This is a genomic window from Streptomyces sp. NPDC098781 (genome assembly GCF_044759995.1).
Classification (GTDB): domain Bacteria; phylum Actinomycetota; class Actinomycetes; order Streptomycetales; family Streptomycetaceae; genus Streptomyces.
Map to the genome: position 1 here is coordinate 762,071 of NZ_JBIWAK010000003.1, position 25,591 is coordinate 787,661.

The following is a 25,591-nucleotide window of genomic DNA, read 5'->3' on the forward strand; positions in this document are numbered from 1 at the left end:
ACGGGTGTGGGCGGCGGTGTTGACTGGGGGCATGACCGCGACGGAACTCGGCAGGGCCCTGCGCCGCTGGCGCGACCGGATCGCGCCGGAGGCGGCGGGTCTGCCGACGGGCGGGCAGCGACGCGCGGCCGGGCTGCGCCGCGAGGAACTAGCTCTGCTGGCCGGGATCTCGGTCGACTACGTCACCCGACTCGAACAGGGCCGGGCGAGCAATCCGTCCGCGCAGATCGTCGAGGCGCTGGCGCGGGCACTGCGGCTGTCGACGGAGGAGCGCACGCATCTGTTCCGGCTGGCGGGCCTCGTACCGCCCGGCCCCGACACCGTCCCCGCGCACATCACACCCAGCGTGCAGCGCCTGCTGGACCGTCTGAACGGCACACCGGTAGGGGTGTATGACGCGGCCTGGACGCTGCTCGTGGCCAACCCGCACTATGCCGCGCTGATGGGCGACCCCTCCGGATGGCACGGCTTCCAACGCAACGGCGTATGGCGGGCCTTCCTGGGTCCCGGCAGCCGGGTGCGCATGACCCCGCCGGACAGGCGCGCCTTCCAGGCCGGGATCGTCGCCGACCTGCGCGCGACCGCGAGCCGGTATCCGGCGGACCCCCGACTGCGCGCCCTGGTGGCGGAGTTGCGCACGCACAGTCCCCGCTTCGCCGAACTGTGGGACACCGGCACGGTCGGCCGCCACGAGGCCGGTCGCAAGATCATCGACCATCCGCGGGTCGGCCCGCTGACCCTGGACTGCGACATCCTCGCGGTCGCGGGCAGCGACCTGCGTCTCATGGTCTACACGGCCGCCCCCGGCACCGAGGACGCCGAACGCCTCGCCCTGCTCGCGGTGCTCGGCACCCAGTCCCTGGTCTGACCGAACGCCGCGGGCGCTTCGTGCGTCACAGTGTCGGGGTGGTCGCGGCACCGTCCCGTCCGCGCTCGTCGCCGTCCGCCGGGGGGAACCATGCGTACGTCCGTCTCACGCACCGTCCAACTGCTCACCGCGCTCGGTCTGCTCGCCGCCGGGTGCGGCGCCGCGACGGAACAGGCCGCCGAGCCTCCGCCGCAGACCAGGGCCCGCGCACAGAAGGTGGCCAAGGCCTGGGACGGGTCACCGGCCGCCGAGATCTGGCGCGAGGGCTACTACCCGATGGCCGACACGGTCCAGCTGCCCGAGGACGCCTTCCACAACGACGCCGACAAGGAGGCGTACCTCACCGACAACTTCGTGCTGCGCGGGGAGCTCCCCGGGACGCCGGAGGAGGAGGGGAAGGTGACCTGGGAGCGCGGCGGCTCGCTCACGCTGCCGCTCATGGGGGCGCGGGAGGCGTACGAGAGGGTGGGCCGCAGCAGCGGCCCCGGTCCGCACCTCACGGTGACCGGGGCGAGGCTGGGCGAGACGACACTGGCCACCAGCCGCGGTCCGGCGACCGTGCCGGCCTGGCTGTTCACGATCGAGGGCTACGACACCCCGCTCAAGCGCGTCGCGCTGGACCCGTCGAAGCTGCCCGAGCCGCCGATCGGTCCGGCCCGGGACGCGCCCACGGGTGAACTGGGCGAACTGAACGAGCTCGTGGAGGTGAGCGAGAACGGCCGGTCGGTGACGGTGCACGCCTTCCACGGGTCCTGTGACGACGGGCCCGCCGTGGACGTGCTGGAGACGGACGGCAGCGTGGTGCTGTCCGCCTACGTCGTCGACACCTCGGACGAGGGCGCTCTCTGTACGTCCGACCTGCGCTCGAAGAAGGTGACGGTCGAGCTGGACCGCCCGCTCGCCGACCGGATCCTGCTGGACGCTTTCACGGGCCGCCCGGTGCCGCACGGCAACCTCACCGGGCCGTCGCCGAGCTGGCGTTGACTTTCTGCCCGCAACCTGGTGAAACCCGAGCTGCCCGACGGGCTCGTGGAGATCGCGGTCGAGCAGTTCCTGCGCGGCGCCCGCCCGTTGCCGTAGAGCGGATCACGCCAGGGCTGCCCCGGCCGCCGCGAGGGCCTGGTCCGCGTAGCCGCGCCCGAAGAGGACGACGTGCACCAGGAGGGGGAACAACTGGTGGAGGCCGATACGGTCCCGCCAGCCGGCCGCGAGCGGCGTGGCCTCCTGGTAGGCGGCCAGGACGCGGTCCAGGTGGGGGCAGCCGAAGAGACCCAGCATGGCGAGGTCGGTCTCCCGGTGGCCGCCGTGCGCCGCCGGGTCGATCAGCCAGACGTGCCCGTCGGCGCCCCACAGGACGTTGCCGTTCCAGAGGTCGCCGTGCAGCCGGGCGGGCGGCTCGGCGGGACCGGCCAGTTCGGGGAGCCGCTCACAGACGCGCTCGATCACGGTTGCCTCCGCAGCGCTGAGCGTGCCCTCGTCGACCGCGCGGCGCAGATACGGCAGCACCCGGTGCTCGGCGTACCAGCGGGGCCAGTCGGGGCCGGTGACGTTGCGCATCGGGGCGAGCCCGATGTACGCGTCCTCGGGGCCGCCGGGCGGTGGGGCGCCGAACGCGCGTGCGCCGGACGCGTGCAGGGCGGCCAGATCGCGGCCGAACCGCTCCGCCGCGCCGGTACCGGGCGGGCCGGTCGCCACCCGGTCCATGACCAGCCGACGCGCGTTCCGCCCGTGCACGGCCGGGACGCGTACCGCGCCGGCCTCGGCCAGCCAGCGCAGCCCGGCCGCCTCGGCCCACGCGGCGCGGTCGCCCTCGCCGCGCTTGACGATCACCGTTCCGCCGCCGTCGAGGGTGACCTCGGCGAGCGTTCGGGACAGGCGGCGCTCACCGGTCACCGCCCGCCCGGTGCAGCGCGCCGCCAGGGCGCCGGGGCTCTCGGAGCTGCTGTCCACGGCCCTCAGCGTACGGCCCCGTGCCGCGAGGTCAGCTGTGCCGCGAGGTCAGCTGTGGGCGGCGGCCTTCTTGATCGCCTCGCGGATCCGGGAGTAGGTGCCGCAGCGGCAGACGTTCTCGATGCCGTCGATGTCGGCGTCCGTCGGCCGGGGTGTCCTCTTCAGCAGCGCGGCCGTCGCCATGATCTGGCCCGGCTGGCAGAAGCCGCACTGGGCGACGTCGCAGTCGAGCCAGGCCTGTTGCACGGGGTGCAGCCGGTCGCCGTCGGCCAGGCCCTCGATGGTGGTGACCTGACGGCCCGCGCAGTCGGCGACCGGGACCACGCAGGGTTGGATCTCGTCGCCGTCGAGATGGCTGGTGCAGGCGCGGCAGGCGCCGACCCCGCAGCCGTACTTGGGGCCCGTGACGTGCAGCAGATCGCGCAGGACCCAGAGCAGGGGCATGTCGGCGGGTGCCTCGACGGTGACCTGCTTCCCGTTGAGGGTGAAGGTGTAGGAGGGCATCGGGACCTTCTCTTCGGATGGTTCAGAAGTCGAGGGGGAAGCGGCGCGGCTTGGTGCCGGTGGCTCGGGCGTAGGCGTTGGCGACGGCTCCCGACGCCGCGGGGACGCCGAGTTCACCGGCTCCGCCGGGGGCCCGCCGGGAGGGCATGATGTGCGCCTCGAAGTGCAGCGGAGCGTGCCGTGTGCGGGCGTAGTGGAAGTCGGCGAAGCTGCTCTCGCGTACGGCGCCCTTGTCGATGTGCAGTCCGGCCCGCAGCACGGTGGAGATGCCGTCGACGGCGGTGCCCATGAGCTGGGCCTCGAGTCCGCGCGGATTCACGGCCGTTCCGACGTCGGCCGCCATCACCACCTTGGTCACCCGGGGGTTCCTCGGATCGGCGGCGTCGATCTCGACCAGACAGGCCACGCAGGAGTCGTACTCCTCGTGCACGGCGACACCCTGCCCGTGCCCGCGCGGCATGCTCCGGCCCCACTTCCCGGCGCTCGCCACCTTGTCCAGCACGGCCTTGACGGCCTTGCTCCGCAGGGTCGTACGGCGGAAGGCGACCGGGTCCCGGCCGAGGCTCCGGGCGATCTCGTCGACGACGATCTCCTCGGCGGTGCGCACGGTGCCGGAGTCCACCGACCGCCAGGCCCCCAGCGGGATCGCCAGGTCCACCGAGCCGGAATCGCCGGACAGCCGGCCGAAGTTGTACAGGCCGCTGTCGCTCGGGAGCGGGGCCGCCGCGGGGGCACGCGAGGCGCCCTGCGTGGACAGCCCCCGCTCCCCGAAAGACTCGCTGACCGAGGCCGTGGCGTGGGCGAAGGCCACCACCCGGCCGCCGGCGTGGCTGGCCCGGATGCGGTGGTGGGAGGCCGGGCGCATCCTGCCGTGCCGGATGTCGTCGGCCCGGCTCCACATCAGCTTCACCGGGCGGCCGGCCTTCTTGGAGATCACGGCCGCCTCCAGCGCGGCGTCGTGGTTCAGGCGCCGGCCGAACGAGCCACCGCCGCGGATCACATGGATCCGTACCTGCGACGCGGGCAGTCCGATCGCCGAGGCGATGTCCTCCCGCGCCGACTGCGGAGTCTGGGAGGAGAACCAGATCTCGGCGCGCCGGGCCCGCACGTCCGCGACGGCCGTCAGCACCTCCATCGGTGCGTGGCTGACGAAGGCGAACTCGAACTCGGCCTCGGTCTGCGCCGAACCGCGCGGCGGATCGCCCAGCTTCGGTACCGCGGCGCGCAGCCGGGCGCGGATGCCGGCGTCGGAGAGGTTCGCCAGCGGTCCGGGCGCCCACTTGACGCGCAGGGCGTCGCGGGCCTGGAAGGCGTGGTGGAAGGTCTCCGCGACCACGGCGACACCGCCGTCGAACCGGACGACCGCGTGCACCCCGGGCATCGCGCGGGCGGCGGCGGAGTCGACCGAGACGACCTTCCCGCCGATCGTCGGCGGCCGGGCCACGACCGTCGGCTTGGCTCCCGCCACCGTGAGGTCCCCGGTGTATCTGGCCTTGCCGGTGATGAGGTCGCGGGCGTCGATGCGGGTCGTGGGCCGTCCGATCACCCGGTGCCGGGACGCCGGTTTGGGCGCGGTCGGCACGGTGGGTCTGGTGATCTGGGCGGCGCTTCTGGTCAGCGAGCCGAAGGTGGCCATGCGGCCGTCCGGTGCGAAGACCCGGGTGCCCCGGGTGCGCAGGGTCCGCGCGGGCACGTGCCAGCGGCGGGACGCGGCGGTCACGAGCTTGGCCCGGGCGGTGGCGGCCAGTTGCCGGGCGGGCCCGTACAGCGAACTGACCGAGCTGGAACCGCCGGTGAACTGGTTGCCCTCCCTGCGGGCCTCGGCGAGCGGGATCTCGACGTCGGCGAGCCGGGCGTCCAGTTCCTCGGCGATCATCATGGCGACGGCGGTGGTGACGCCCTGGCCGACCTCGGCGCGCGGCAGCCGTACGACGACCTTGTTGGCCGGCGTGATCTCCAGGACCAGCATCTCGGAGTCGGTGCCGGTCACCAGGACGTCGGACGCCTGCCGTCGGCCGTCCGCCCCCTTCTCGGCGCCCTCGGCGGTCGAGCCGTCGCAGCCGAGCGGCGCCGCGACGGTCAGGGTGGTCGCCGCGAGCGAGTAGACCACGAACTGTCGACGGGACAACTGACGGTCCAACAGGCGCTCCTCTCCGCGAACCCGGTGTGGTTCGACCTCTATGAGGGCCCTGCGCGCGTCGGGGTTGCGCCGGTTGGCAGCACCATCGATCCAGGCCGGCCGATCCGCGACGCCCGTCGGGCGTCTACGACTCGGCCCCTCGAAGGTCCGTACCCCAGTCCAGTTGCCGGACGATCTCGTCGTCGCCCGGCCGGTTCGCACCGCCGCCGCGAGGGCCCGAGGGGTGGTGGGTGCCCCGGGAGATGTCGCCGCTGACGGTGATGTTGTGTTCCACGCGGGGGCGGCGGACGGACTCGTAGAGGGACAGCGCGGTGTCGGTGTCCGGTGTGTCCCGCAGGGACTTGGCGAGGACCACGGCGTCCTCCAGGGCCATGGAGGCACCCTGCCCGGTGGCCGGGGAGGCCGCGTGGGCCGCGTCGCCGATCAGCAGGGTCCGGCCGGTGCGCCAGGGCGTGGCGGTGGGGAGTTCGGTGGCGTTGGTGACCATGAGGTCGTCGGCGGTGGCCTCGACGAGGTCCGCGGCCGGGGTGGCGTCCTTGCGGAGCAGCGGCAGGAGCAGGTCGCGCCAGTGGGCCGGGGTGCCCTGCTCGATGTCGGCCGCGGCCAGGGGCTCGGCGGCCACGCGCGCGAACCAGTAGGTCTCCCCCTCCGGCGACACCGTGTACCCGAAGGCGACGGAGCTGCCGCGCACCATGGTGATGGTCTCGGGCCTTCCCGCTGGGGGCACTTCGCGGGTGTAGCCGTAGAACACCTGCTGACCGGCGTGAGCCGGGCGGGAGTCGGGGGCGACGAGTCCGCGGACGGTGGAGTTCAGACCGTCGGCCCCGATGAGCAGGTCACCGGTCGCGGCGGTGCCGTCGGCGAAGTGCGCGGTGATGCCGTCGGGTCGGTCGTCGACCGACACCAGACGGGTGCCGTGCCGGATTTGGATGCCCCGGCGGTCGACCTCGGCCTGCAAGGCCGCGTTGAGGTCGCCGCGTCGCACGCAGCGGTACCGCAGGTGCGCGGTGCCGGCCTCGCCGAGCGGTACGTGGGCCGCCTCGGCGCCCGTGTCGTCCAGGACCCGCATCGAGGTGAGCGGGAAGCCGATCGCGGTGACCGCCGCCGAGGCGTCCACCTCGGCCAGGGCCCGCATACCGTTGCTCGCCAGCGTGAGGAAGGCGCCGATGTCCTCCGCGGAGTCGGGGTGCGCCTCGTACACGGTGACGTCCAGTCCGGCCTTGTGCAGAGCCAGCGCCGCACCCGTGCCGGCGATTCCGCCTCCTACGACCAGTAACCGCGCCACAAGACCCCCTCGTACGTCTTCGACTCCGCTCATCGCGGCCGTACTTCGTGAAACGCCCCAGGTCCGGCGCGGGTTCCCGAGCGAGCCGCCGATCTCCGCGCGGTCCGCACAGCCGGCCTCCGCGGCAATGCAACCATTCCACCGGGACGGCTGTCTTCCCTGATATCAGACACATCACCTCTCAGGGGACACAATGGGACGAAAAGCAAACTCATGGGCGACGGCCACCGCGCTCATGGTCGCCGCGCTGGGCGTGGCGGCGGTCCCGGCCGACGCCAGCACCACCGTCACCGCCCGGGCCACGGCCTGCCCCACCGGTTGGGGCAGCCAGGCCAAGACCCGCTCCGCCGCCACGACGGAGTCGGTGACGAACATCAGGACCGGTCGGCACACCTGCTTCGACCGCATGGTCGTCGACGTCCCCGGCGCGGACAGCGGTGAACTCGGCTATTCCGTCCAGTACGTCAGCCGGCTCCACCAGGACGGCTCGGGCCGGCCGATCGCCGTGGGCGGCGGAGCCGTCATCGAGGTGCGCGTGGCGGCGCCCGCGTACGACCCGGCCACCGGGAAGCCCACCTATCCCGTGCAAGCCGGTCAGCGGCTGAAGGGTGTCGATCTCACGGGGTACCGCACCTTCCGGGACGCGCGGTTCGTCGGCAGCTTCGAGGGGGACACGCAGCTCGGGCTCGGCGTCCGGGCGCGGCTGCCGTTCCGGGTGTGGACGGCGGACGGGCGCATCGTCGTCGATGTCGCGCACAACTGGACGGGGGCGCGCTGAGCGGCGCGGAGCGCGGCGGCGGGTCCGGGCCCGTGTGACGCGGACCGGAGCGTTCAGGGGCTGGGCCCGATCAGGGCGTCCCGCCCCTGATACTCCCGCAGCTTCCGGTAGAGGGTGGCGCGGGCGATCCCCAACGCCGCCGCGGCGCGTGCCTTGTTGCCGCCGTGGCGGCGCAGCGCCTCCAGGATCGCGGCCCGCTCGGCCCGTTCCATGGGGCTGAGGGTCCGGCCGGCCGGTCCTTCCCGGACGGGATCGGGCAGTTCACCGCGCCGCACCGGCCCGGTCACCCGCCGTCGGCTCGCCAACGCCCGTACGACGTGGGCCAGTTCGGTCACGTTGCCGGGCCAGGGGTGTCGTTCCAGCGCGCGCAGCGCGTCCAGCGTCCAGGTCAGCGGCGGGGTGCCGGGGACTGGCGCGGGCGCGAGCGCGGGGAGCAACTCCCTGATGTCCTCGGGCCGTTCCCGCAGCGTGGGCAGGGTCACCGAGCGGGCCGCGAGGGTGTCGAGGAGGCGCTGGAGGCAGGGGCCGGGCTCGGTGCCGGGCGTGTAGGTGACGACGAGGGGGGCGTCCGGGCGTTCGTCCAGGACGGAGTTGAGGGCGGCGACGTCCGGCTGCGCCAGCCGTTCGGCGTGCCGCAGCAGCAGGGTGCGGCGGCCGCTGAGCCACTCGTCGTGGGTGACACCGAGCTCCGGCGACTCGGCGGCGTCGACGACCAACGGGCGCGTGCCGTCGAGCAGTTCGAGGGCGAGGGCGGCCTTGCCGGTGCCGCGTTCGCCGGTCACCAGCATGGGGCCAGGGGTGCCGAAGAGTTCCGTCGCCCGCGCGAGAGCGTGTCGCCAGGGCAGCGAGCCTCCCGCCAACCCGCTAGCCGGCCCGGGGGTCGCGGGCGTCGGCTCCACGGGACGCGGTTCGAGCACCGCGACCAGGCCGAGGACGCGGCCCTCGTGCCGTACCGAAGTGATCTCCACATTGCACCCGGCGTCCTCGGGCAGCGCGATGTCGTACGACTCGCCGGTGCCGCTCCCCCACTCCCCCGCGCCGCGTTCCAGCGCCTCCAGCACCTGCGGCGAGGCCAGGCGGGCCGCGGCCTCGCTGACCAGCCGGTTGCGGCCGTCCAGCGCGACGACCGCGCGCTCCCGTCCCCGCGCGGCGCGCTCGTAGGCGTCGAGCAGGGCCCGTTCCGGTGTACGCGCGCGTGCTCGCAGTTCCGCCTCCACCGCCGCGGCGGCTGCCTCGGCGAGGGCGGCACCGGGATGCGGCCGGCAGCCCGCGCACAGGCCGCAGGCCACGGTCACCGTGCCGAGCGCCTGCCCTGTGTCCGAGGAGAGCAGCGGCACGCTGACCGCCGAGACGTCCTGCCACACGTCGAGGAAGTGCTCGGGGCCGTGCACCTCGGCTCGGCGTCCGGTGCGCAGGGCGAGCGCGGCGCTGTTGTGGCCGACCTCCCGCTCGGAGAGGTCGGCGCAGGTGTCGTCGCCGGGTGCGCTGCCGGTCGACCACAGCACCCTGAGCCGCTCGTCGGTGAGCACCAGCGCCGAGCGACCGGCGTCGAGTGCCGGGGCGAGACGGGTGAGCACCGGGCGCGCCGCTTCCAGCAGGGGGGAGTTCACCGGCTGGGCGGACTCCCGCAGCGGGCCGTCGAGATCGGGCCGCACACCGAAGAAGCGGGCGCGCCGCCAGGCGTCGACCAGGTCGTCCGGCACGCCGTCCGGGAGCGGACGCCCCGTCAGGAACCGTTCGCGGGCCTGGCGCAGTGGGGCGAGGGCAGGGGAATGTTCCGCGGTGGTCATGGCGTCCCTCACCGTATCGGGGGCCTCACCCGCGTGGCGACGGCGGTCTGTCCCGCTCCACCTGAGGCCGGCCACGACGCGTTGTCTCGTATTGAGACACCCACGTCCGGCCGTACCGCTCCATGATCTTGAAAGTCGGGAGTGCGTCCTCCCCCCTGTCTCATCTCCTGGAGCGTCCTGTCGTGCACACCGTCGAGACCGATGTACTGATCGTGGGCAGCGGGCCGGCGGGGGCGTCGGCCGCGCTCGCCCTGAGCACGTACGGCGTGCGCAACATGGTCGTGACGCGGTACGCGAGCCTCGCCGACACGCCCCGCGCGCACATCACCAACCAGCGCACCATGGAGGTGCTGCGCGATCTGGGCGTGGAGCAGGACGTCGTCGACCGGGCGACACCGCAGCACCTGATGGGCAACACCACGTTCTGCACCAGCCTGGCCGGCGAGGAGCTCGGCCGGGTCCGCTCCTGGGGCAACGATCCGCTGGTGCAGGCCGCGCACGAGCTGGCAAGCCCGACCCGGATGTGCGACCTGCCGCAGCACCTGATGGAGCCGGTGCTGGTGAACGCGGCGATCGCGCGCGGCACCGACTTCCGCTTCAGCACCGTCTACCGGTCCTTCGCGCAGGACGAGGGCGGCGTCACGGTCACCGTCGAGGACCGCCTGCGCGGCGACTCGTACACGATCCGCGCCCAGTACCTGATCGGCGCCGACGGCGGCCGTTCGAAGGTCGCCGAGGACGCGGGGCTGCCGATGGGCGGTCAGATGGGTGTCGCGGGCAGCATCAACATCGTCTTCGACGCGGACCTCGCCAAGTACACCGCGCACCGCCCCTCCACCCTCTACTGGGTGCTCGCGCCCGGCGCGACGGTCGGCGGCATCGGCGCGGGCCTGGTGCGCTGCGTGCGGCCCTGGAACGAGTGGCTGATCGTGTGGGGCTACGACGTGTCGGCGGGCGCCCCCGACCTGACCGAGGAGTACGCCCTGTCCGTCGTACGGCAGTTGGTCGGCGACGACGAGATCCCGGTGACCATCAGGTCGTCGTCGGCGTGGACGGTCAACGAGATGTACGCCGAGACGTACGCGAACGGCCGGGTCCTCTGCGCCGGTGACGCCGTGCACCGCCACCCGCCGTCCAACGGGCTCGGCTCCAACACCTCCGTCCAGGACTCCTACAACCTGGCCTGGAAGCTGAAGCTCGTCCTCGACGGGGTCGCCTCACCGGCGCTCCTGGACACCTACACCGCCGAACGCGCCCCGGTCGGCCGGCAGATCGTGACCCGGGCGAACAGGTCCATCGCCGAGACGGCCCCGATCTTCGAGGCGCTCGACGGGCTCTCGCCGCAGACCCCCGAGCAGCTGTGGGCCAACATCGCCGCCCGCAAGGACACCACCGAAGCCGCCGCCGCACAGCGGACCGCGCTGCGCGAGGCCATCGCCTTCAAGGTGTACGAGTTCAACGCGCACGGCGTCGACCTCAACCAGCGTTACGCCTCCACCGCGATCGTCCCCGACGGCACGCCCGACCCCGGCTTCGACCGCGACCCCGAACTGCACCACCAGCCCTCCTCCCGCCCCGGCGCCAAACTCCCGCACGCCTGGCTGACCTGCGGAACCCGGACCGTGTCCACGCTCGACACCGTCGGCAAGGGCCGTTTCACGCTGCTCACCGGCATCGGCGGCGAGGCGTGGCTGAGGGCGGCCGAGGTCCAGCCCCTCGACATCGCCACGGTCGTGGTCGGTCCCGGCCAGGAGTACGAGGACCCGTACGGCGACTGGGCGGGCCTGCGCGAGATCTCCGACGCCGGCGCCCTCCTCGTACGACCCGACGGGTATGTGGCGTTCCGGCACGCCGACGCGGCCTCGGCCGGGGATGCCGAACGGTTGCTCACGGACGCGCTGCGGCGGATTCTCGGGCACGGTTGAGATGAGCGCCGAGAAGGGAGCCGACATGAGCGGCGACACGACGGTCACGGACGAGGCCGTCGCCAGTCTCCAGGGGACGGCCGAGCCACGTCTGCGGGAGCTGCTGACCGGCCTGGTCCGGCATCTGCACGCCTTCGCGCGGGAGACCCGGCTCACGCAGGAGGAGTGGGAACGGGCGATCGCCTTCCTGACGGCGACCGGGAAGATGTGCACGGACACCCGGCAGGAGTTCATCCTGCTGTCGGACGTGCTCGGCCTGTCGATGCTCGTCGAGACGATCAACGAGCGACAGGGGCCCGGAGCCACCGAGTCCACGGTGCTGGGGCCGTTCCACATGACCGCCTCGCCGGTACGCGAACTCGGCGCGACCATCGATCTGGTGGGGGGCGGGGAGCCCTGCGTGGTGAGCGGGCGCGTGCTCTCCCACGGCGGCGTCCCGCTGCCCGGCGCGGTCGTCGACGTCTGGCAGGCCGACGGCAACGGCTTCTACGACGTGCAACGCCCGGACACACAGCCCCAGGGCAACGGGCGGGGTCTGTTCACGGCCGACGCCGAGGGCCGTTTCTGGTTCCGTACCTGTGTGCCGAGCCCCTACCCGATCCCCACGGACGGCCCGGCCGGCGAGTTGCTGCGCGCTACCGGCCGGCACCCCTACCGGCCGGCCCACATCCACTTCATCGCCTCGGCCGACGGCCACACGCCGGTGACCACGCACATCTTCGTGGCGGGCAGCGACTACCTGGACTCCGACGCGGTGTTCGCCGTCCGGCCGAGCCTGGTCCAGGACTTCGCGTCCACCGACGACCCCTCGGCGGCCCGGGAGTTCGGCGTCGAGAACCCCTTCCGGCACGCCCGCTTCGACCTCGTACTGGAGCCGTCGTGACCGACGCCCTCGACTTCTCCTACGAGAGCCGGCCCGTGCGGGTCGTCTTCCGGGCGGGTGCCGCGGTGTCCGCGACGCCGGGCGAGGTGGAGCGGCTGGGGCTGCGGAGGGTGCTCGTGGTGTGCGGGTCGCGGGGCGTAGGGACCGCGCGGGCGGTCGCGGACGCGCTCGGCCCGGCCTGCGCCGGGGTGCACGACCGGGCCCGGATGCATGTCCCCGTCGAGGTGGCGGACGCCGGCGTCCGGGCGGCTCGGGCGGCGGGCGCCGACGGGTGCGTGGCCGTCGGCGGCGGCTCGTCGATCGGGCTGGGCAAGGCGATCGCCCTGCGCACCGGACTGCCGTTGATCGCGGTGCCCTCGACGTACGCCGGCTCGGAGATGACCCCGGTGTGGGGCCTGACCGAGCACGGCGTCAAGCGCACCGGGCGCGATGCGAAGGTGCTGCCCCGCAGCGTGGTCTACGACCCGGAGCTCACCCTGTCCCTGCCCGTACCGCTGTCGGTGACGAGTGGCGTGAACGCCGTCGCGCACGCCGTGGAGGCTCTGTACGCCCCCGACACCTCGCCCCTGGTGGCGCTGATGGCCGAGGAGGGCGTGCGGGCGATGGCGGGTGCGCTCCCGGCGGTCGCCGAGGAGCCGACGTCGCTCGACGCGCGGGGACGTGCCCTGTACGGGGCCTGGCTGTGCGGGTCCTGTCTGGGCGCCACCACCATGGGGCTGCACCACAAGGTGTGCCATGTCCTGGGCGGCACCTTCTCGCTGCCGCATGCCGAGACACACACGGTGGTGCTGCCCTACGTCCTGGCCCACAACGCGCCCGCCGCCCCGGCCGCGGCTGCCGCCGTGGCCCGCGCCCTGGACTCGACGGACGCGCCGACAGCGCTGTGGGAGCTCTCCGGGCGCCTCGGCGCACCCCGCTCACTGGCCGAACTGGGCCTCACCGAGGCCGACCTGGCGACGGCGGCCGCACAGATCGCGGGCCAGGCGTACGCCAATCCCCGTCCGGTCACCGCCGACGGAGTCCTGGCCCTGCTGCGAGCCGCGTACGAGGGCGCACCGCCCACGACGCCGGCCCACTGATTTCCCCCCTCTCAGATTCCCCCCACGCCGGAAGAATGGTGATCAGCATGCCCCTCGGTCTGCTCAGGAGTCGACGCTCCCGAGGAGCTCCGGGTGTCCCGTTGCCCGTGCCGCCCGGAGCGGGCCTCGTGGGCCGCGAGGTCGTGGACCCGATGGCGCTGCCGATGCGCGGCGCCGACGTGACGGTGACCGCGCTGGACTCGCACGAGGTCGTGGCGTCCGGTACGACTGACCCGTACGGCCTGTTCTTCGCCGCGCTGCCGCAGGGCCGCTACAGCCTGATGATCACGGCCGAGGGCCTGACGCCGCACCGCGAGACCCTGGACGTCGTCGCCGGTCCCGCTCAGCCGGCCGTCCGGGTTCAGCTGACGTCGGCCCGGCAACTGGAACTGCCCGCGGCGGGCACCTGGCTGTTCGACCCGCCGCACACGGCGATCCGGTTCATCGCCAAGCACGTCGGCATGGCCCATGTCCACGGCCGTTTCGAGCGGTTCACGGGCGGCATCAAGGTGGCACCGGACATGGCCGACTCCCAGGTGTCGGTGCGGATCGACGCGGCCAGCATCACGACCGGCAACACCACCCGGGACAACCATCTGCGTTCGGCCGACTTCCTGGACGTGGAGCGCTACCCGTACATCGACTTCGCGAGCACGCGTTTCGCCTATCGAGGCGGCACCAAGTGGACCCTGCTCGGCTCGCTGAGCATGCACGGCGTCAGCCGTTCCGTGGAGCTGGACACCACCTACCTGGGATCGGTCAACGGCGGCTACGGCGAAGAGCTGCGGTGCGCGGCGCTGGCCAAGACCGTGCTGCATCGGGAGGACTTCACCCTGAACTGGCGCAGCATGCTGGCCCGGGGTATCGCCGTGGTGGGTCCCACGGTCCAGCTGGAGCTGGACGTACAGGCGATGTACCGCACGCACGACACTCCGAGGCCTCCCGACTAGGGAGATTTGGCCGAGAGCTTCCTCACGCGACGGTTACGAATCGCTCAACCTCTGGTTGCGACGCGGTGATCGCGCGACTATGGACGCATGACTCTGGCCCAACGTGCCATGGAACAGCTGGAAACCTGGCCCGATCTCAGCTCGGGCCGGGCCAGTTGTGGCGCAGGGCGGGCCCTGCGCTCCGTCCACAGCGAGATCGTGCACTTCCACTCCGACCGGGACGTGGACCTGCACCTGACGGTGCCGGCCATCGGACGGTTCCACCACGATCTGCGCGAGTCCACCGCGATCCACCTGGTCCCCGGCTCGGGCTGGGTGACCGTGCATCTCGACTGCGACACGGATGTCGATCTGCTGATGAGCCTGGTCAGCGCCGCGCTCAAGGCGCATCAGAGCCACCGCTCCCCTGCCGGGCGCCCGGCAGGGGACGAGTGCAACTTCCGTCGGGTCACAGTGCTGCCCCGCGGCTAGCCCCAGGACCGGCGAAGGTCAGCTCCCGTGCTCGGTGTCGTCCTCGCCCGCCTCCAGCAGGCCGGCGGCCGCGCCGATGATCCGCGGGTCGGGCTCCCCGACGACGTCGTCGTCCTTGTTGTCGTAGTCGAAGCGGGCGAGCACGCTGCGCATGGCCTCGACGCGGGCCCGCTTCTTGTCGTTGCTCTTCACCACCGTCCAGGGCGCGTGCTCGGTGTCCGTCTCCCGGAACATGGCGACCTTGGCGGCGGTGTAGTCGTCCCAGCGGTCCAGCGAGGCCAGGTCCATGGGGCTGAGCTTCCACTGCCGTACGGGGTCGACCTGGCGGATGGTGAACCGGGTGCGCTGCTCGCCCTGGGACACCGAGAACCAGAACTTGATCAGGTCCACCCCGTCGTCGACCAGCATCCGCTCGAAGGCGGGGGTCTGCCGCATGAAGCGCCGGTACTCGTCGTCGGTGCAGAAGCCCATCACGCGCTCCACGCCGGCCCGGTTGTACCAGGACCGGTCGAACAGCACGATCTCGCCGGCGGTCGGCAGATACTCGACGTACCGCTGGAAGTACCACTGCCCGCGTTCCCGCTCGGTCGGCTTCTCCAGGGCGACCACGCGGGCGCCGCGCGGGTTGAGGTGCTCGGTGAACCGCTTGATCGTGCCGCCCTTGCCGGCCGCGTCCCGTCCCTCGAAGACGACGACGAGCCGGCGGCCGGTCTCCTTGACCCAGCTCTGGAGCTTCAGCAGCTCGATCTGCTGGAGCCGCTTGTGCCACTCGTACTCCGGGCGCTCCATGCGTTTGTCGTACGGGTAGTTCTCGCGCCAGGTGTCCACCGGGCTGCCATCCGGGCGGATCAGCACGGGGTCGTCCTGGTCGGTGTAGTCGACGCGCAGCCCTGACAGCAGTTCGGTGTCCATACTTCCGCATGGAAGCGAGCGCTTTCATACGGGCGGCGAACCACAGGCAAAGATCAGGTGACCGCCGCGTCAGGTGTGGGTGACGTTCAGACGGACTCGACGAGCCGGGCGAGGTTGTCCAGGGCCATGCGGGTGCCGGTCTCGTTGTCCTCGGCGGGCACCACGTCGGGGATCCCCTCGTGGACGACCACGATGTCCGTGCCGCCGCCCGCGGCGTCGGTGAGCGTGGTGGTCATCGTCATCGTGCCGCGCAGGGCCGGGTCGTCGGTCTCGAACTCGACCTCCTCGACGACCTGCTCGTCGGGCACGAGCCGTACGAAGCGGCCGTGGTACGTGTCGGTGTGCGCCTCCGACTTGCCGGTGCCGGTCGGCATGTCATAGGTGAGCGAGACGCGGAACGCCCCGCCCTCGCTCCCGTCGAACGCGTGCACCCGGGCGGTCATGCCGTCCGGCACCCGCCACTTCGCGACGGCGTCCGCGTCCAGCAGCGCCCGGTAGACGGCGGCGCGCGTGGAGTTCACGTGCCGGGAGACCCGCGTCGTGTGCATGGCCTCACCATAGTGGCGCGGGTGCGCGACGGCAGCCGGACCAGGCCCCAGCACCCGTCACGGCGACTCCCAGTGGGCCAGAGCGCGCATCGCCGCCGCGGTCCGGGTGAACCCGTCGTCGCCGAGCAGCGTCCGTACCTCGGCGTTGAACCGGTCGACCTCCGGCTGGGCGGCGTCCAGGGCGGCGGTTCCCTGGACGGTCAACTCCAGCACCACCGCGCGGTGTTCGCGCGGGTGGGCCCGCTTGGCGACCAGACCGGCGGCCGTGAGCCGGCCGACCAGCCCGGTGACGGCGGACTCGCGCAGCCCCAGGGCGCGGGCCAGCGACTGCTGGGTGACGCCCGGCTCGTCCCGGACCGCGTACAGCGCGCCCAGCTGCGCCGTGGTGATGCCGGCGACGGCGAGCAGGCGCCGGTCGGAGGCGGTGCGTATCTGGTGCGCGGCGCGCTGGAGCAGGAAGAACAGTCGCTGATCGGGCTCGGACATGGACCGATGTTGACAGACGCCGCGGGACGGCGCCATGCTCACTTCACTAGTGAAGTGAGGTGTGTCCCCGTGCGCGAGACCCTCGACCTGGACCTCGCCCGCAAGGTGCTGGCGGCTCAGCCCTTCAGTGTTCTGCTGGGCACCAGACTGACGGCCTTCGGTGACGGCGAGGCGATCCTCGAACTGGACCTGCGCGACGAACTGCTGAACCAGAACGGCTCCGCGCACGGCGGCGTCCTCGGCTACGCGGCGGAGAACGCCGCCGCGTTCGCCGCCGGCACCGCGCTCGGCCCCGGCCTGGTCACCGCCGGTTTCACCATCGACTTCCTGCGCCCCGCCAAGGGCGAGACCCTGCGCTCCCACGCCCGCGTGATCCGGGCGGGCCGTACCCGCGCGGTGTGCCGCTGCGACCTCACGACACTCGGCGCCGACGGCGCGGCCACCCTGTGCGCGGTGGCCCAGGGCACGCTCGCCGCCACGGACCGCGCCCCGGCTCCCGAGCCCCGCACACCCTGACCGCTCCCGGAGAGGCCGAGGCCATGCCCGTCATCGACGCCTGGATGCAGCACCCGACCCCGCGCCACGCCAACCACGACATGTTCGAGTCCCTGCGCCGGTGGACCGGAATGGAGCGGCTCGAAAAGCCGCTTCCCGTCCAGGTGACGGTGGCGGCGCTGGAAGCCGCGGACGTGGAGACCGGCCTGGCGGCCGCCTGGTACGGGCCGCGGGGCGCGCTGATCGACAACGACGAGGTGGCGGGGTTCGTCGAGGAGTCCGGCGGGCGGCTGCGCGGGGTGGCCGGCGCCGATCTCGCCCGACCCATGGCGGCGGTACGGGAACTGCGCCGTGCCGTCGAGGAGTTGGGGTTCGTCGCGCTGCGCGTGATTCCGTGGCTGTGGGAGCTGCCGCCCACGGACCGGCTGTACTACCCGCTGTACGCCGCCTGTGTGGACCTCGGGGTGCCGTTCTGCACCCAGGTCGGGCACACGGGCCCGCTGCGGCCGTCGGAGACGGGGCGGCCGATTCCGTACATCGACCAGGTCGCGCTGGACTTCCCCGAGCTCACGATCGTGTGCGGGCACATCGGTTACCCGTGGACGACGGAGATGATCGCGGTCGCCGACAAGCACGAGAACGTCTTCATCGACACCAGCGCCTACACCGCCCGCCGCTATCCGCCGGAACTGGTGGGGTATCTGCGCGGCCGGGGCCGCCACAAGGTGCTCTTCGGCTCCAACTACCCCATGATCATGCCGAGTCGGGCGCTGGAACACCTGGACGCCCTGGAGCTGGACGAGGAGACGCGGGAGCTGTTCCTGCACGGCAACGCCCGCCGCGTCTTCGCCCTCTGACCCCGCTCGCGGCGCTCAGCGCACGAGACAGGGGCGCTTGGCGTCGAAGGTCCAGCCCTCGATCAGGTGGCGCATGCCCACGGCGTCGTCCCGGCCCGACAGGGCCTTCTCCTCGTACAGCGCGTGTGCCGCGAGGAGTCGGTCCATGTCCAGCTCGACGCCGAGTCCGGGTGTGTCCGGCACGGCGACCTCGCCGCCGGTGATCGCGGGCGGCCGGACGGTGAGCCGTTCCAGCCCCTCCTGCCAGATCCAGTGCGTGTCCAGGGCGTTGTACTCACCGGGCGCGGCGGCTCCGCAGTGGGCCATCATCGCCAGCGAGATGTCGAAGTGGTTGTTGGAGTGGCAGCCCCAGGTCAGCCCCATCGCATTGCACAGCTGGGCCACCCGCACCGAGCCCTGCATGGTCCAGAAGTGCGGGTCGGCCAGCGGGATGGACACCGACCCGAGGGCCAGGGCGTGGGTCAGCTGACGCCAGTCCGTGGCGATCATGTTGGTCGCCGTGGGCAGGCCGGTGGCCCGGCGGAACTCCGCGAGGATCTCCCGGCCCGAGTAACCGCCCTCGGCCCCGCAGGGGTCCTCGGCGTAGGCGAGGGTGCCGACGAGGGGGCGGCACAGTTCGACGGCCTCGCGCAGCGACCAGGCTCCGTTGGGGTCGAGGGTGATCCGCGCGTCGGGGAAGCGTTCCTTGAGCGCGGTGACGGCCTTGACCTCCTCCGCGCCGGCCAGCACGCCGCCCTTCAGCTTGAAGTCGCGGAAGCCGTAGTGGTCGTAGGTGGCCTCGGCCTGCCGGACGATCGCCTCGGGGGTCAGCGCCTCCTCGTGCCGCACGCGGTACCACTCGACGGCCGAGTCCGGCTCGCGGGCGTAGTCGAGGTCGGTGCGGTCCGGGTCGCCGACGTAGAAGAGGTAGCCGAGCACGCGTACGGCGTCCCGCTGCCTGCCGTCCCCGAGCAGCGCGGCGACCGGGACCTCCAAGTGCTGTCCGAGCAGGTCGAGGAGGGCGGACTCGACGGCGGTGACGGCGTGCACCGTCGTCCGCAGATCGAAGGTCTGCGCGCCGCGGCCGCCGGAGTCGCGGTCGGCGAAGGTCGCGCCGATCGCGCGCAGGACGTTCTTGTAGTCGCCCACCCGGGCGCCGACGACCAGGGGTTCGGCGTCCCGCAGGGTCCGTGTGATCCGCTCCCCGCCGGGCACCTCCCCGAGTCCGGTACGGCCCTCGGAGTCCTCCAGGACGACGACGTTGCGGGTGAAGTACGGGGCGTGGGCGCCGGACAGGTTCAGGAGCATCGAGTCCCGGCCGGCGACCGGATACACGGACAGACGGGTGACGACGGGCTGGGTCATGGCGGGCGGTGCCGTTCTCGTGAGGGCGGGCGGGGGTCAGACGGCGAGGGCGTCGAGGGCCTGTTCCAGGACCAGTACGCCACCGAGGCCGAGGATCGCGAGCACCGTCGTGTACGTGGTGCGCGCCTTGATGGCGTCCAGGACGGACAGGTTGAAGTACTCCTTGAACATCCAGAATCCCGGGTCGTTGACGTGGGAGAAGGCGATCGAGCCGCAGGAGACGGCGAGCACCATCACCTCGGGGTGGACGCCGCTGCCGGCGAGCAGGGGCAGCGCCACGCCGGAGGCGGTGACGACGGCGACGGTCGCGGAGCCGAGGGCCACGCGGAGGATGGCCGCGATCAGCCAGGCCAGGATGATCGGGGAGATGGACCAGCCGTCGGTGGCGTCCTTGATGTAGTCGGATATGCCGCCCTCGACGAGGACGTTCTTGAAGGCGCCGCCCGCGCCGATGACCAGCAGGATCATCGCCATCGCCTGGGCGGCTTCCTTGCAGGAGGCGCTGACCTCGCCCAGGCTCCGGCCGACGCGTGGGCCGAACGCCCAGATGGCGACCAGCAGGGTGAGCAGCAGGGCGATCGGGGCCGAGCCGATGAAGGCGACGAAGTGCAGCAGCCCGCTGTCGCCGGAGGCCGCGAGGTCGGTCACCGCGGCTCCGGCGATCAGCACGACGGGCAGCAGCGCGACGGAGAGCGACCAGCCGATGCCGGGCATCTCGTCGTCCTCGAAGACGCGCTCGCTGACCAGGCCCTTGGGGATCGACGGGTTCATCGCCCGCACGAAGGGCAGGCGCGGCCACAGCAGGGCGATGAACGCGCCGACCGGTACGGCGATGAACAGGCCGTAGAACAGGGTGAGTCCGACGGACGCGTGGAAGGTGGCGGCCACCGCGGTGGGGCCGGGGTGGGGCGGCAGGAAGCTGTGCATGGTGGACAGGGCGATCGACATGGGCAGCCCCACCCACAGCAGGTTCGCCCGGGTGACCCGGACCAGGGTGAAGGCGATCGGCACGATGATCACGAACGCCACCTCGTAGAACATCGTCACGCCGATGAGCATCGCCGTCAGCACCATGGCGACCTGGACCCAGCGGGGCCCGCACACCTCCAGGAGTTTGCCGGCGATGCGCTGGGCGGCGCCGGAGTCCCCCATCACCCGGCCGACCATGGCGCCGAGGCCGATGGTGAGCATCGTGTCGCCGATCTGGTCGCCGATGCCCTCGGCGAGCACGTCCGGGATGTCCTCCAGCCCGATCCCCTGCACCAGGCCGACGCCCACGGCGACCAGGAGCAGGGCCGCGAAGCCGTTCAGTTTGAGCCTGGTCATCAGGACGAGCAGGACCAGCACGCTGATCCCGACCACCACGAGCGGCATATCTCAGTTCTCCTTTGAACGCCGGCCGCCTACGTTCAACCCACTGAATGGGGTCCTCACATGAAGACGTCGTCTACATATGAGGACGGAGATTATGTTCGTGGATGGTCAAGGGTCAATGGTTCTGCGCGGGTGGATTCACCGCCCTCGCGGTTCAGCCGTCGCCCGGCACCGCCCGCCAACCGCTCCAGTGCAGGACGGTGATCACGATCACCGGCCCTGTCGGAGGCTCCTTCCGGTACTGGGCGTACTTCTGCCGCAGCTGCTCGACAGCCTCGGCGTACTCGGCACGGGAGGCCTCGTCGGGGGCGTCGGCCGGCACGATCCGGGCGCCGCCGTCCGCCCTCACCCACCACAGCCGGTCCCAGTCGCCGTCGTACTCGTCCGCCAGCAGACAGACGGCCGGGCGGACGGAGATGTTGTGCAGCCGCTTCAGTCCGCGCGACCGCTTCGGCTTGCCGTCCACGGCCGTGACGATCTCGTCACCGCTCGCCGCGAAGACGACCGGCACCAGATGCGGACGGCCCTCGGGATCGACCGTGGCCAGCCGTGCGACGGATGCCGTGGTGAACCGCCCGCGTGCCTCGTCCTGCTCCATGTTCGGCATGTCGGCTCCTTCGCTCCCGGCGGTACGCGATGCTCCGTCCCGGGTACCCCTATGCGTGTAGCACTCCTCGGGAACGGCTCGGCGGATCAGGTGGTGCCGATGGTCGGCGACACGGACGACGACATCCAGGCGCGGCGGAGCGGGGACAGCGGCCACCGGGCCGTGCCGCACCCGGAGGACGTGCGGATCGAGGCCTGGGGGGTGAGCCGGGAGCGCTGTCTGGTGGAGGCAGCGCTGGGGGTGGTGGAGTGCTTCGCCGACGTCGCGGCCGTACGCCCGACCTCGGTGGAGCGGGTCCGGCTGGCCGAGGACAGCGACGAAGGGCTGCTGACCGCGCTGCTCGACGAGGTCGTCGAGCGGCTCGACGTGGACGGCCGGGTTCCGGTCGACCTGGAGGCGGACACCGCCGCGGACGGCGACCTGGACGTGCGGCTGGCGCTGGCCGAGCTGGCCGACGTACCGGTCACCCGTGCCGCTGCGCAGGGCGTCTCCTGGCACGGGCTGAGCATCGGGCCGGGTCCCTACGGCTGGTCGTGCGCGGTGACCGTGGACGTGTGAGGCGAGCGCGTACGGGGCGGTTCCGCGAGGTCGGCTCCCGCTCGTACCGTGGTGACATGAGCGGCGGCACGGTGACGCTGTTCGTCTGCGGCGACGTGATGCTCGGACGCGGTGTCGACCAGATCCTCGCCCGGCCCGGTGACCCGGTGCTGCGGGAGGGGTACGTCACGGACGCCAGGTCCTACGTGAGCATGGCCGAGTCGGTGAACGGCCCGATCCCGGCGCCGGTCGACCCGTCCTGGCCGTGGGGCGAGGCGCTGCGGCTGCTGGAGGCGAGCGACCCGGACGTCCGGATCGTCAATCTGGAGACGTCCGTCACGCGCAGTGCGGCGTTCGAGCCCGGCAAGGCCGTCCACTACCGGATGCATCCGGCCAACCTGCCCGCCCTCACGGTGGCCCGGCCCGATGTCTGTGTGCTGGCCAACAACCACGTACGGGACTTCGGGCCCGCGGGGCTGCGCGAGACGCTCGACGTCCTGCACGGAGCGGGTCTGCGGACGGCGGGCGCCGGCCGCGGCGCGGAGGAGGCGTACGCGCCCGTGGCGCTGCCGCTCCCGCACGGCGGCCGAATGCTGGTCTTCGCCCTCGGCACGGCCGGCAGTGGCATCCCGGCGAGCTGGGCGGCGACGGCCGACTCGCCCGGAGTCGCCCATGTGCCCGAGCTGTCACCGGCCACGGCCGCCGCCGCGGTCCGGCGCATCCGGCGGGTGAAGCGGGCCGGCGACCTGGTGGTGGTCTCCGTGCACTGGGGCTCGAACTGGGGCTACCCCGTCCCCCGCGACCAGCGTCTCTTCGCGCACGCCCTGGTGGACGGCGGCGCCGACCTCGTGCACGGCCACTCCTCGCACCACCCGCGCGGCGTCGAGGTCCACCGGGACCGGCTGATCCTGCACGGCTGCGGCGACTTCATCGACGACTACGAGGGCATCCCCGGCTACGAGCGGTTCCGAGACGATCTGCGCATCGCCTACTTCGTCACGCTCGCGGCGGACACCGGCGCCCTGGTCGACCTGCGTATGGAGCCCCTGCTGGCCCGCCGGATGCGGCTGGAACCGGCGCCGGAGCGGGACCGCGGCTGGCTGCACACGACCCTGGACCGGATCGGCTACGGCACCCATGTCGCCCTCGCCCCGGACGGCGCGCTCACCCTGAGGCGGACCGCCGCCCTCGGATGACCTCAGTCGCCGCGCAGAGCTTCGAGCACATCGGCGTCGGTGAGCTGGCGGAAGTCCTCGTACCACTCGCCGACCGAGCTGAACAGCGGGGGCTGGTGCAGACACACGAACTCGTCGACCTCCCTGCCCAGTTCCCGCGCCGCTTCCGGGGAGCAGACGGGCACGGCCAGCACCAGGCGCTCCGGGCTCTGACCGCGTACGGCACGCAGGGCGACGCGGGCGGTGGAGCCGGTCGCGACACCGTCGTCGACCACGACGGCGGTACGGCCGCGCAGCTCCGGCGCCGGGCGGCCCTGCCGGTAGCGTTCCTCACGCCGCCGCAGCTCCTTGCGCTCCCGCTCCACGACCGCCGCCAGGTCGGCCTCGCTCAGCCCCAGCCGGGACAGCGTGGGCTCGTCGTAGAGCACCGGGCCGTCGCCCGCGACCGCGCCGACGCCGAACTCCTCGTGGAACGGCGCCCCGATCTTGCGTACGACCAGCACGTCCAGTGGGGCTTCCAGCACCGGGGAGATCTCCCGGGCGACCGCCACGCCGCCGCGCGGCAGGGCGAGGACGACGGGACGCGGCAGGGTGCCCTTCTCCTGCCGCAGGCGCAGTTGCTCCGCCAGTTCCCGCCCGGCCTCGGTGCGGTCACGGAACTGCATGGGTCTCCCCTTCCGTCCGTCGCCGCGTACCCCGCCGGTCGGGGTCGGACACCCCACCGGACCCGGCCCCGCCGGGGAGGGCTACTGGATGGTCCAGCCGACGCCGCCCACGCCCGAGCTGTAGATCGCGCAGACGCCGGACGACTCGCCGTACTGACCCGGCGCGAGCGTCACCCACTGGCCGGAGACGTCGGGGGCCCAGCCGCAGACGACCTCGGCGCGGAAGGTGACCGTGCGGTCGGTGTTGTTCTGACAGCCCGCGATGCCGTGGTCCGGGTTGTTGTTGTGCACCCAGCCGTCGCAGTCGACGGTGCCCGCCATGGTCGCGACGTCGCCGGGCGCCGCATGCGCGGGCGCGGCCAGGCCGCCGAGGGTGAGGGCCAGGGCCGACAGGGTGGTGGTGAAGCCGGCCGCGACGATGCTCTTCCTGCGGTTCATGTGTGTCCCCGTGAAGTAGTGGTCCGTTCGGACTTGCCGCCTCCAGTGAAGGTCGGCGGCGCTTCTGCGGGAACCTCAGAGTTGGCAGGGTGGCGCTCGCGGTCAGCCGTCCGCCGGCTCGGAGGAGTCCGTGCCGTTCCAGTCGTACGGGCCGCCGCCGCGCCACTCGATGAGTTCGGGGTCGTCGACGGCGCGGTCCTCGCCGGGCAGGCCCGCGCGGTGCACCAGGTCCATGACGTCGAACAGGCTGTACGCGGTGCCCGTCGGCTCGCCACGGATCGTCACCTGACGCCCGCCGTCCGGCTCCGGCGGGGACACCACCACTAGGGGACGCGTGCTCATGCCACCACCATGCGCTCTGAGTGGCGGCCGCGCAGCCCGGCGTACCGGCCACAGTTGAATCGTCACCAAAATGGGTCGTCGGCGTTGGTACAGCCCGACCAAGCCCCGCCGGCCGGCTCCGGGGGCCCTGCCCCCGACGGGACGGCTACGGCAGCGGAGTGCCGCCCGTCGCGTTCAGGATCTCGGCGGTGACGAAGCCCGCCTCCTGGGAGGCCAGATAGACGTACGCGGGGGCCAGCTCGGCCGGCTGTGCCGGACGGCCCAAGGGGCTCTGCTTGCCGAACTCGACCGTGTCGGGCATCGTCGCCGGGATCAGCGGGGTCCACACCGGGCCCGGCGCGACCGCGTTGACCCGGATGCCGCGACCGGCGAGCATCTGGGCGAGCCCCTGGGTGAACGTCACGATCGCGCCCTTGGTCATCGCGTAGTCCAGCAGATGCGGACTGGGCTTGTACGCCTGCACCGACGTGGAGTTGATGACGCTGCCGCCCTCGGGGATGTGCGGCAGGGCGAACTTCGTCAGCCAGAACATGCCGTAGAGGTTGGTGCGCACGACCCGGTCGAACTGTTCGGTCGTGATCGCCTCGATGCCGTCCGGCTGGGACATCTGGAAGGCGGCGTTGTTGACCAGGACGTCGATGTGCCCGAACTCCGCGACCGCGCGGTCGATCAGGTCCCGGCAGTTGTCCTCGTCCCGGATGTCGCAGGCGACGGCGACCGCCTTGCGGCCGGCGTCCTCGACGAGCCCGGACGTCTCGCGCGCCTCGTCCGCCTCCTCCGGGAGGTGGGTGAACAGCACGTCGGCACCCTCGCGGGCGAAGGCGAGTGCCACCGCCCGGCCGATGCCGGAATCGCCGCCGGTGATGACGGTCTTGCGCCCCTCCAGCCGGCCGGTACCGCGGTAGCTGTCCTCACCGTGGTCGGGCGGCGGGTCCATCGGCCCGGTCCAACCGGGGTGTGGCTGGTCCTGCGCGGGAAACTCCGGGCGCGGATGCCGTGTGACCGGGTTCTGCCCGGTGGGCTGGGGGTCGGTCACGACTGCCTCCTGTGCGCTGGGGGACGGACGGGACCCGGGTTCCCACCTCCCGGCGCTCAAAAGCCGCTTCGAGCGCCTCCGGCCCGCCTCCCGCTCGTTTCGCGGTACGGCACGCCGGGCACTCGGCGGCTGCCCCCGTCACTAGGGAGGAG

The 25,591-nt window shown here is 72.5% G+C and carries 27 protein-coding genes; 12 read left to right on the forward strand and 15 right to left on the reverse strand.

Annotated elements, in window-relative coordinates; translation table 11 throughout:
• Positions 1 to 31 precede the first annotated feature (31 nt).
• Together ACIQWG_RS15195 and ACIQWG_RS15200 are read left to right on the forward strand one after the other, a co-directional pair.
• Positions 32 to 868: a helix-turn-helix domain-containing protein gene (locus tag ACIQWG_RS15195; RefSeq protein ID WP_404095068.1), complete on the forward strand. Its 837-nt coding sequence runs from the start codon at positions 32 to 34 to the stop codon at positions 866 to 868.
• A gap of 90 nt (positions 869 to 958) precedes the next feature.
• The gene (locus ACIQWG_RS15200) at positions 959 to 1,852 is read left to right on the forward strand and encodes a hypothetical protein (protein ID WP_404095071.1); all 894 of its coding nucleotides are present in this window, start codon (positions 959 to 961) and stop codon (positions 1,850 to 1,852) included.
• Positions 1,853 to 1,954: 102 nt separating this feature from the next.
• On the opposite strand, the gene ACIQWG_RS15205 is transcribed toward ACIQWG_RS15200, so the two are convergent.
• The 4 genes from ACIQWG_RS15205 to ACIQWG_RS15220 all read right to left on the reverse strand — a co-directional run bounded on the left by ACIQWG_RS15205 (position 1,955) and on the right by ACIQWG_RS15220 (position 6,780).
• Entirely contained in the window at positions 1,955 to 2,818 is an 864-nt protein-coding gene (locus ACIQWG_RS15205; RefSeq protein WP_404095072.1) for a fructosamine kinase family protein, read from the reverse strand.
• Positions 2,819 to 2,866: 48 nt separating this feature from the next.
• Positions 2,867 to 3,322: a (2Fe-2S)-binding protein gene (locus ACIQWG_RS15210; protein WP_404095075.1), complete on the reverse strand. Its 456-nt coding sequence runs from the start codon at positions 3,320 to 3,322 to the stop codon at positions 2,867 to 2,869.
• A 22-nt stretch (positions 3,323 to 3,344) separates the two neighbouring features.
• On the reverse strand, positions 3,345 to 5,432 hold the full coding sequence (locus tag ACIQWG_RS15215) for a molybdopterin cofactor-binding domain-containing protein (RefSeq protein WP_404095872.1): 2,088 nt from the start codon (positions 5,430 to 5,432) through the stop codon (positions 3,345 to 3,347).
• Positions 5,433 to 5,586: 154 nt separating this feature from the next.
• Positions 5,587 to 6,780 (reverse strand): FAD-dependent oxidoreductase, encoded by a 1,194-nt coding sequence (locus ACIQWG_RS15220; RefSeq protein WP_404095077.1) that lies wholly within the window; start codon positions 6,778 to 6,780, stop codon positions 5,587 to 5,589.
• A 160-nt stretch (positions 6,781 to 6,940) separates the two neighbouring features.
• Here ACIQWG_RS15220 and ACIQWG_RS15225 point away from each other — a divergent pair, with 160 nt between their 5' ends.
• Positions 6,941 to 7,525 carry a hypothetical protein gene (locus ACIQWG_RS15225; protein ID WP_404095079.1) on the forward strand — a complete coding sequence of 195 codons (585 nt, stop codon included), beginning with the start codon at positions 6,941 to 6,943 and terminating at the stop codon, positions 7,523 to 7,525.
• Between the two features lie 53 nt (positions 7,526 to 7,578).
• On the opposite strand, the gene ACIQWG_RS15230 is transcribed toward ACIQWG_RS15225, so the two are convergent.
• Positions 7,579 to 9,315, reverse strand: a complete 1,737-nt coding sequence (locus ACIQWG_RS15230; protein WP_404095082.1) for a helix-turn-helix domain-containing protein — start codon at positions 9,313 to 9,315, stop codon at positions 7,579 to 7,581.
• 182 nt (positions 9,316 to 9,497) lie between these two features.
• Here ACIQWG_RS15230 and ACIQWG_RS15235 point away from each other — a divergent pair, with 182 nt between their 5' ends.
• The 5 genes from ACIQWG_RS15235 (at position 9,498) to ACIQWG_RS15255 (ending at position 14,623) form a co-directional block, all read left to right on the forward strand.
• A complete protein-coding gene (locus ACIQWG_RS15235) occupies positions 9,498 to 11,240 on the forward strand; it encodes an FAD-dependent oxidoreductase (protein WP_404095083.1) in 1,743 nt (580 codons plus the stop codon).
• A gap of 25 nt (positions 11,241 to 11,265) precedes the next feature.
• Positions 11,266 to 12,123 (forward strand): intradiol ring-cleavage dioxygenase, encoded by an 858-nt coding sequence (locus ACIQWG_RS15240; RefSeq protein WP_404095085.1) that lies wholly within the window; start codon positions 11,266 to 11,268, stop codon positions 12,121 to 12,123.
• The gene (locus ACIQWG_RS15245) at positions 12,120 to 13,202 is read left to right on the forward strand and encodes a maleylacetate reductase (protein ID WP_404095087.1); all 1,083 of its coding nucleotides are present in this window, start codon (positions 12,120 to 12,122) and stop codon (positions 13,200 to 13,202) included. The genes ACIQWG_RS15240 and ACIQWG_RS15245 overlap by 4 nt, the downstream gene beginning before the upstream one ends.
• 47 nt (positions 13,203 to 13,249) lie before the next feature.
• Positions 13,250 to 14,152, forward strand: coding sequence for a YceI family protein (locus ACIQWG_RS15250; RefSeq protein ID WP_404095090.1), 903 nt, complete (start codon positions 13,250 to 13,252; stop codon positions 14,150 to 14,152).
• Positions 14,153 to 14,239: 87 nt separating this feature from the next.
• Positions 14,240 to 14,623: a luciferase family protein gene (locus ACIQWG_RS15255; protein ID WP_404095092.1), complete on the forward strand. Its 384-nt coding sequence runs from the start codon at positions 14,240 to 14,242 to the stop codon at positions 14,621 to 14,623.
• 18 nt (positions 14,624 to 14,641) lie between these two features.
• Here the strand turns inward: ACIQWG_RS15255 and ppk2 are convergent, their stop codons facing one another.
• From ppk2 to ACIQWG_RS15270, 3 genes are all read right to left on the reverse strand, one after another.
• Positions 14,642 to 15,535, reverse strand: a complete 894-nt coding sequence (gene ppk2, locus ACIQWG_RS15260) for a polyphosphate kinase 2 (protein WP_404095095.1) — start codon at positions 15,533 to 15,535, stop codon at positions 14,642 to 14,644.
• An 86-nt stretch (positions 15,536 to 15,621) separates the two neighbouring features.
• Complete coding sequence (locus tag ACIQWG_RS15265; protein ID WP_404095098.1) at positions 15,622 to 16,083, reverse strand: SRPBCC domain-containing protein; 462 nt, start codon at positions 16,081 to 16,083, stop codon at positions 15,622 to 15,624.
• Between the two features lie 57 nt (positions 16,084 to 16,140).
• Positions 16,141 to 16,569: a MarR family winged helix-turn-helix transcriptional regulator gene (locus ACIQWG_RS15270; RefSeq protein ID WP_404095101.1), complete on the reverse strand. Its 429-nt coding sequence runs from the start codon at positions 16,567 to 16,569 to the stop codon at positions 16,141 to 16,143.
• A 69-nt stretch (positions 16,570 to 16,638) separates the two neighbouring features.
• Here ACIQWG_RS15270 and ACIQWG_RS15275 point away from each other — a divergent pair, with 69 nt between their 5' ends.
• Both ACIQWG_RS15275 and ACIQWG_RS15280 read left to right on the forward strand, forming a co-directional pair.
• On the forward strand, positions 16,639 to 17,085 hold the full coding sequence (locus tag ACIQWG_RS15275; protein ID WP_404095103.1) for a PaaI family thioesterase: 447 nt from the start codon (positions 16,639 to 16,641) through the stop codon (positions 17,083 to 17,085).
• A gap of 23 nt (positions 17,086 to 17,108) precedes the next feature.
• The gene (locus ACIQWG_RS15280) at positions 17,109 to 17,921 is read left to right on the forward strand and encodes an amidohydrolase family protein (RefSeq protein ID WP_404095105.1); all 813 of its coding nucleotides are present in this window, start codon (positions 17,109 to 17,111) and stop codon (positions 17,919 to 17,921) included.
• A gap of 15 nt (positions 17,922 to 17,936) precedes the next feature.
• On the opposite strand, the gene ACIQWG_RS15285 is transcribed toward ACIQWG_RS15280, so the two are convergent.
• The 3 genes from ACIQWG_RS15285 to ACIQWG_RS15295 form a co-directional block, all read right to left on the reverse strand.
• The gene (locus tag ACIQWG_RS15285; RefSeq protein ID WP_404095107.1) at positions 17,937 to 19,265 is read right to left on the reverse strand and encodes an enolase C-terminal domain-like protein; all 1,329 of its coding nucleotides are present in this window, start codon (positions 19,263 to 19,265) and stop codon (positions 17,937 to 17,939) included.
• 36 nt (positions 19,266 to 19,301) lie between these two features.
• Entirely contained in the window at positions 19,302 to 20,639 is a 1,338-nt protein-coding gene (locus ACIQWG_RS15290) for a gluconate:H+ symporter (RefSeq protein ID WP_404095110.1), read from the reverse strand.
• 154 nt (positions 20,640 to 20,793) lie between these two features.
• A complete protein-coding gene (locus ACIQWG_RS15295; RefSeq protein ID WP_404095112.1) occupies positions 20,794 to 21,246 on the reverse strand; it encodes a TIGR03668 family PPOX class F420-dependent oxidoreductase in 453 nt (150 codons plus the stop codon).
• A gap of 99 nt (positions 21,247 to 21,345) precedes the next feature.
• On the opposite strand from ACIQWG_RS15295, the gene ACIQWG_RS15300 reads away from it, so the two are divergent.
• Together ACIQWG_RS15300 and ACIQWG_RS15305 are read left to right on the forward strand one after the other, a co-directional pair.
• Positions 21,346 to 21,804 carry an archease gene (locus ACIQWG_RS15300; RefSeq protein WP_404095874.1) on the forward strand — a complete coding sequence of 153 codons (459 nt, stop codon included), beginning with the start codon at positions 21,346 to 21,348 and terminating at the stop codon, positions 21,802 to 21,804.
• A gap of 56 nt (positions 21,805 to 21,860) precedes the next feature.
• A complete protein-coding gene (locus tag ACIQWG_RS15305) occupies positions 21,861 to 22,979 on the forward strand; it encodes a CapA family protein (RefSeq protein ID WP_404095114.1) in 1,119 nt (372 codons plus the stop codon).
• Between the two features lie 2 nt (positions 22,980 to 22,981).
• On the opposite strand, the gene ACIQWG_RS15310 is transcribed toward ACIQWG_RS15305, so the two are convergent.
• The 4 genes from ACIQWG_RS15310 to ACIQWG_RS15325 all read right to left on the reverse strand — a co-directional run bounded on the left by ACIQWG_RS15310 (position 22,982) and on the right by ACIQWG_RS15325 (position 25,439).
• The gene (locus ACIQWG_RS15310; RefSeq protein WP_404095117.1) at positions 22,982 to 23,623 is read right to left on the reverse strand and encodes a phosphoribosyltransferase; all 642 of its coding nucleotides are present in this window, start codon (positions 23,621 to 23,623) and stop codon (positions 22,982 to 22,984) included.
• A gap of 81 nt (positions 23,624 to 23,704) precedes the next feature.
• Entirely contained in the window at positions 23,705 to 24,061 is a 357-nt protein-coding gene (locus tag ACIQWG_RS15315) for a hypothetical protein (protein WP_404095121.1), read from the reverse strand.
• Positions 24,062 to 24,163: 102 nt separating this feature from the next.
• Positions 24,164 to 24,403 (reverse strand): hypothetical protein, encoded by a 240-nt coding sequence (locus tag ACIQWG_RS15320; protein WP_404095124.1) that lies wholly within the window; start codon positions 24,401 to 24,403, stop codon positions 24,164 to 24,166.
• A 145-nt stretch (positions 24,404 to 24,548) separates the two neighbouring features.
• Positions 24,549 to 25,439, reverse strand: coding sequence for an SDR family oxidoreductase (locus tag ACIQWG_RS15325; RefSeq protein ID WP_404095127.1), 891 nt, complete (start codon positions 25,437 to 25,439; stop codon positions 24,549 to 24,551).
• Between the last annotated feature and the right edge of the window lie 152 nt (positions 25,440 to 25,591).

Bases quoted from the DNA above. Each gene is read 5' to 3' on its own strand.
- ACIQWG_RS15195 (WP_404095068.1), top strand. From the start codon at position 32: ATGACCGCGACGGAACTCGGCAGGGCCCTGCGCCGCTGGCGCGACCGG.
- ACIQWG_RS15200 (WP_404095071.1), top strand. From the start codon at position 959: ATGCGTACGTCCGTCTCACGCACCGTCCAACTGCTCACCGCGCTCGGT.
- ACIQWG_RS15210 (WP_404095075.1), bottom strand. From the start codon at position 3,322: ATGCCCTCCTACACCTTCACCCTCAACGGGAAGCAGGTCACCGTCGAG.
- ACIQWG_RS15220 (WP_404095077.1), bottom strand. From the start codon at position 6,780: ATGAGCGGAGTCGAAGACGTACGAGGGGGTCTTGTGGCGCGGTTACTG.
- ACIQWG_RS15225 (WP_404095079.1), top strand. From the start codon at position 6,941: ATGGGACGAAAAGCAAACTCATGGGCGACGGCCACCGCGCTCATGGTC.
- ACIQWG_RS15230 (WP_404095082.1), bottom strand. From the start codon at position 9,315: ATGACCACCGCGGAACATTCCCCTGCCCTCGCCCCACTGCGCCAGGCC.
- ACIQWG_RS15240 (WP_404095085.1), top strand. From the start codon at position 11,266: ATGAGCGGCGACACGACGGTCACGGACGAGGCCGTCGCCAGTCTCCAG.
- ACIQWG_RS15250 (WP_404095090.1), top strand. From the start codon at position 13,250: ATGCCCCTCGGTCTGCTCAGGAGTCGACGCTCCCGAGGAGCTCCGGGT.
- ACIQWG_RS15255 (WP_404095092.1), top strand. From the start codon at position 14,240: ATGACTCTGGCCCAACGTGCCATGGAACAGCTGGAAACCTGGCCCGAT.
- ppk2 (WP_404095095.1), bottom strand. From the start codon at position 15,535: ATGGACACCGAACTGCTGTCAGGGCTGCGCGTCGACTACACCGACCAG.
- ACIQWG_RS15265 (WP_404095098.1), bottom strand. From the start codon at position 16,083: ATGCACACGACGCGGGTCTCCCGGCACGTGAACTCCACGCGCGCCGCC.
- ACIQWG_RS15270 (WP_404095101.1), bottom strand. From the start codon at position 16,569: ATGTCCGAGCCCGATCAGCGACTGTTCTTCCTGCTCCAGCGCGCCGCG.
- ACIQWG_RS15280 (WP_404095105.1), top strand. From the start codon at position 17,109: ATGCCCGTCATCGACGCCTGGATGCAGCACCCGACCCCGCGCCACGCC.
- ACIQWG_RS15285 (WP_404095107.1), bottom strand. From the start codon at position 19,265: ATGACCCAGCCCGTCGTCACCCGTCTGTCCGTGTATCCGGTCGCCGGC.
- ACIQWG_RS15290 (WP_404095110.1), bottom strand. From the start codon at position 20,639: ATGCCGCTCGTGGTGGTCGGGATCAGCGTGCTGGTCCTGCTCGTCCTG.
- ACIQWG_RS15295 (WP_404095112.1), bottom strand. From the start codon at position 21,246: ATGCCGAACATGGAGCAGGACGAGGCACGCGGGCGGTTCACCACGGCA.
- ACIQWG_RS15300 (WP_404095874.1), top strand. From the start codon at position 21,346: ATGGTCGGCGACACGGACGACGACATCCAGGCGCGGCGGAGCGGGGAC.
- ACIQWG_RS15305 (WP_404095114.1), top strand. From the start codon at position 21,861: ATGAGCGGCGGCACGGTGACGCTGTTCGTCTGCGGCGACGTGATGCTC.
- ACIQWG_RS15310 (WP_404095117.1), bottom strand. From the start codon at position 23,623: ATGCAGTTCCGTGACCGCACCGAGGCCGGGCGGGAACTGGCGGAGCAA.
- ACIQWG_RS15315 (WP_404095121.1), bottom strand. From the start codon at position 24,061: ATGAACCGCAGGAAGAGCATCGTCGCGGCCGGCTTCACCACCACCCTG.
- ACIQWG_RS15320 (WP_404095124.1), bottom strand. From the start codon at position 24,403: ATGAGCACGCGTCCCCTAGTGGTGGTGTCCCCGCCGGAGCCGGACGGC.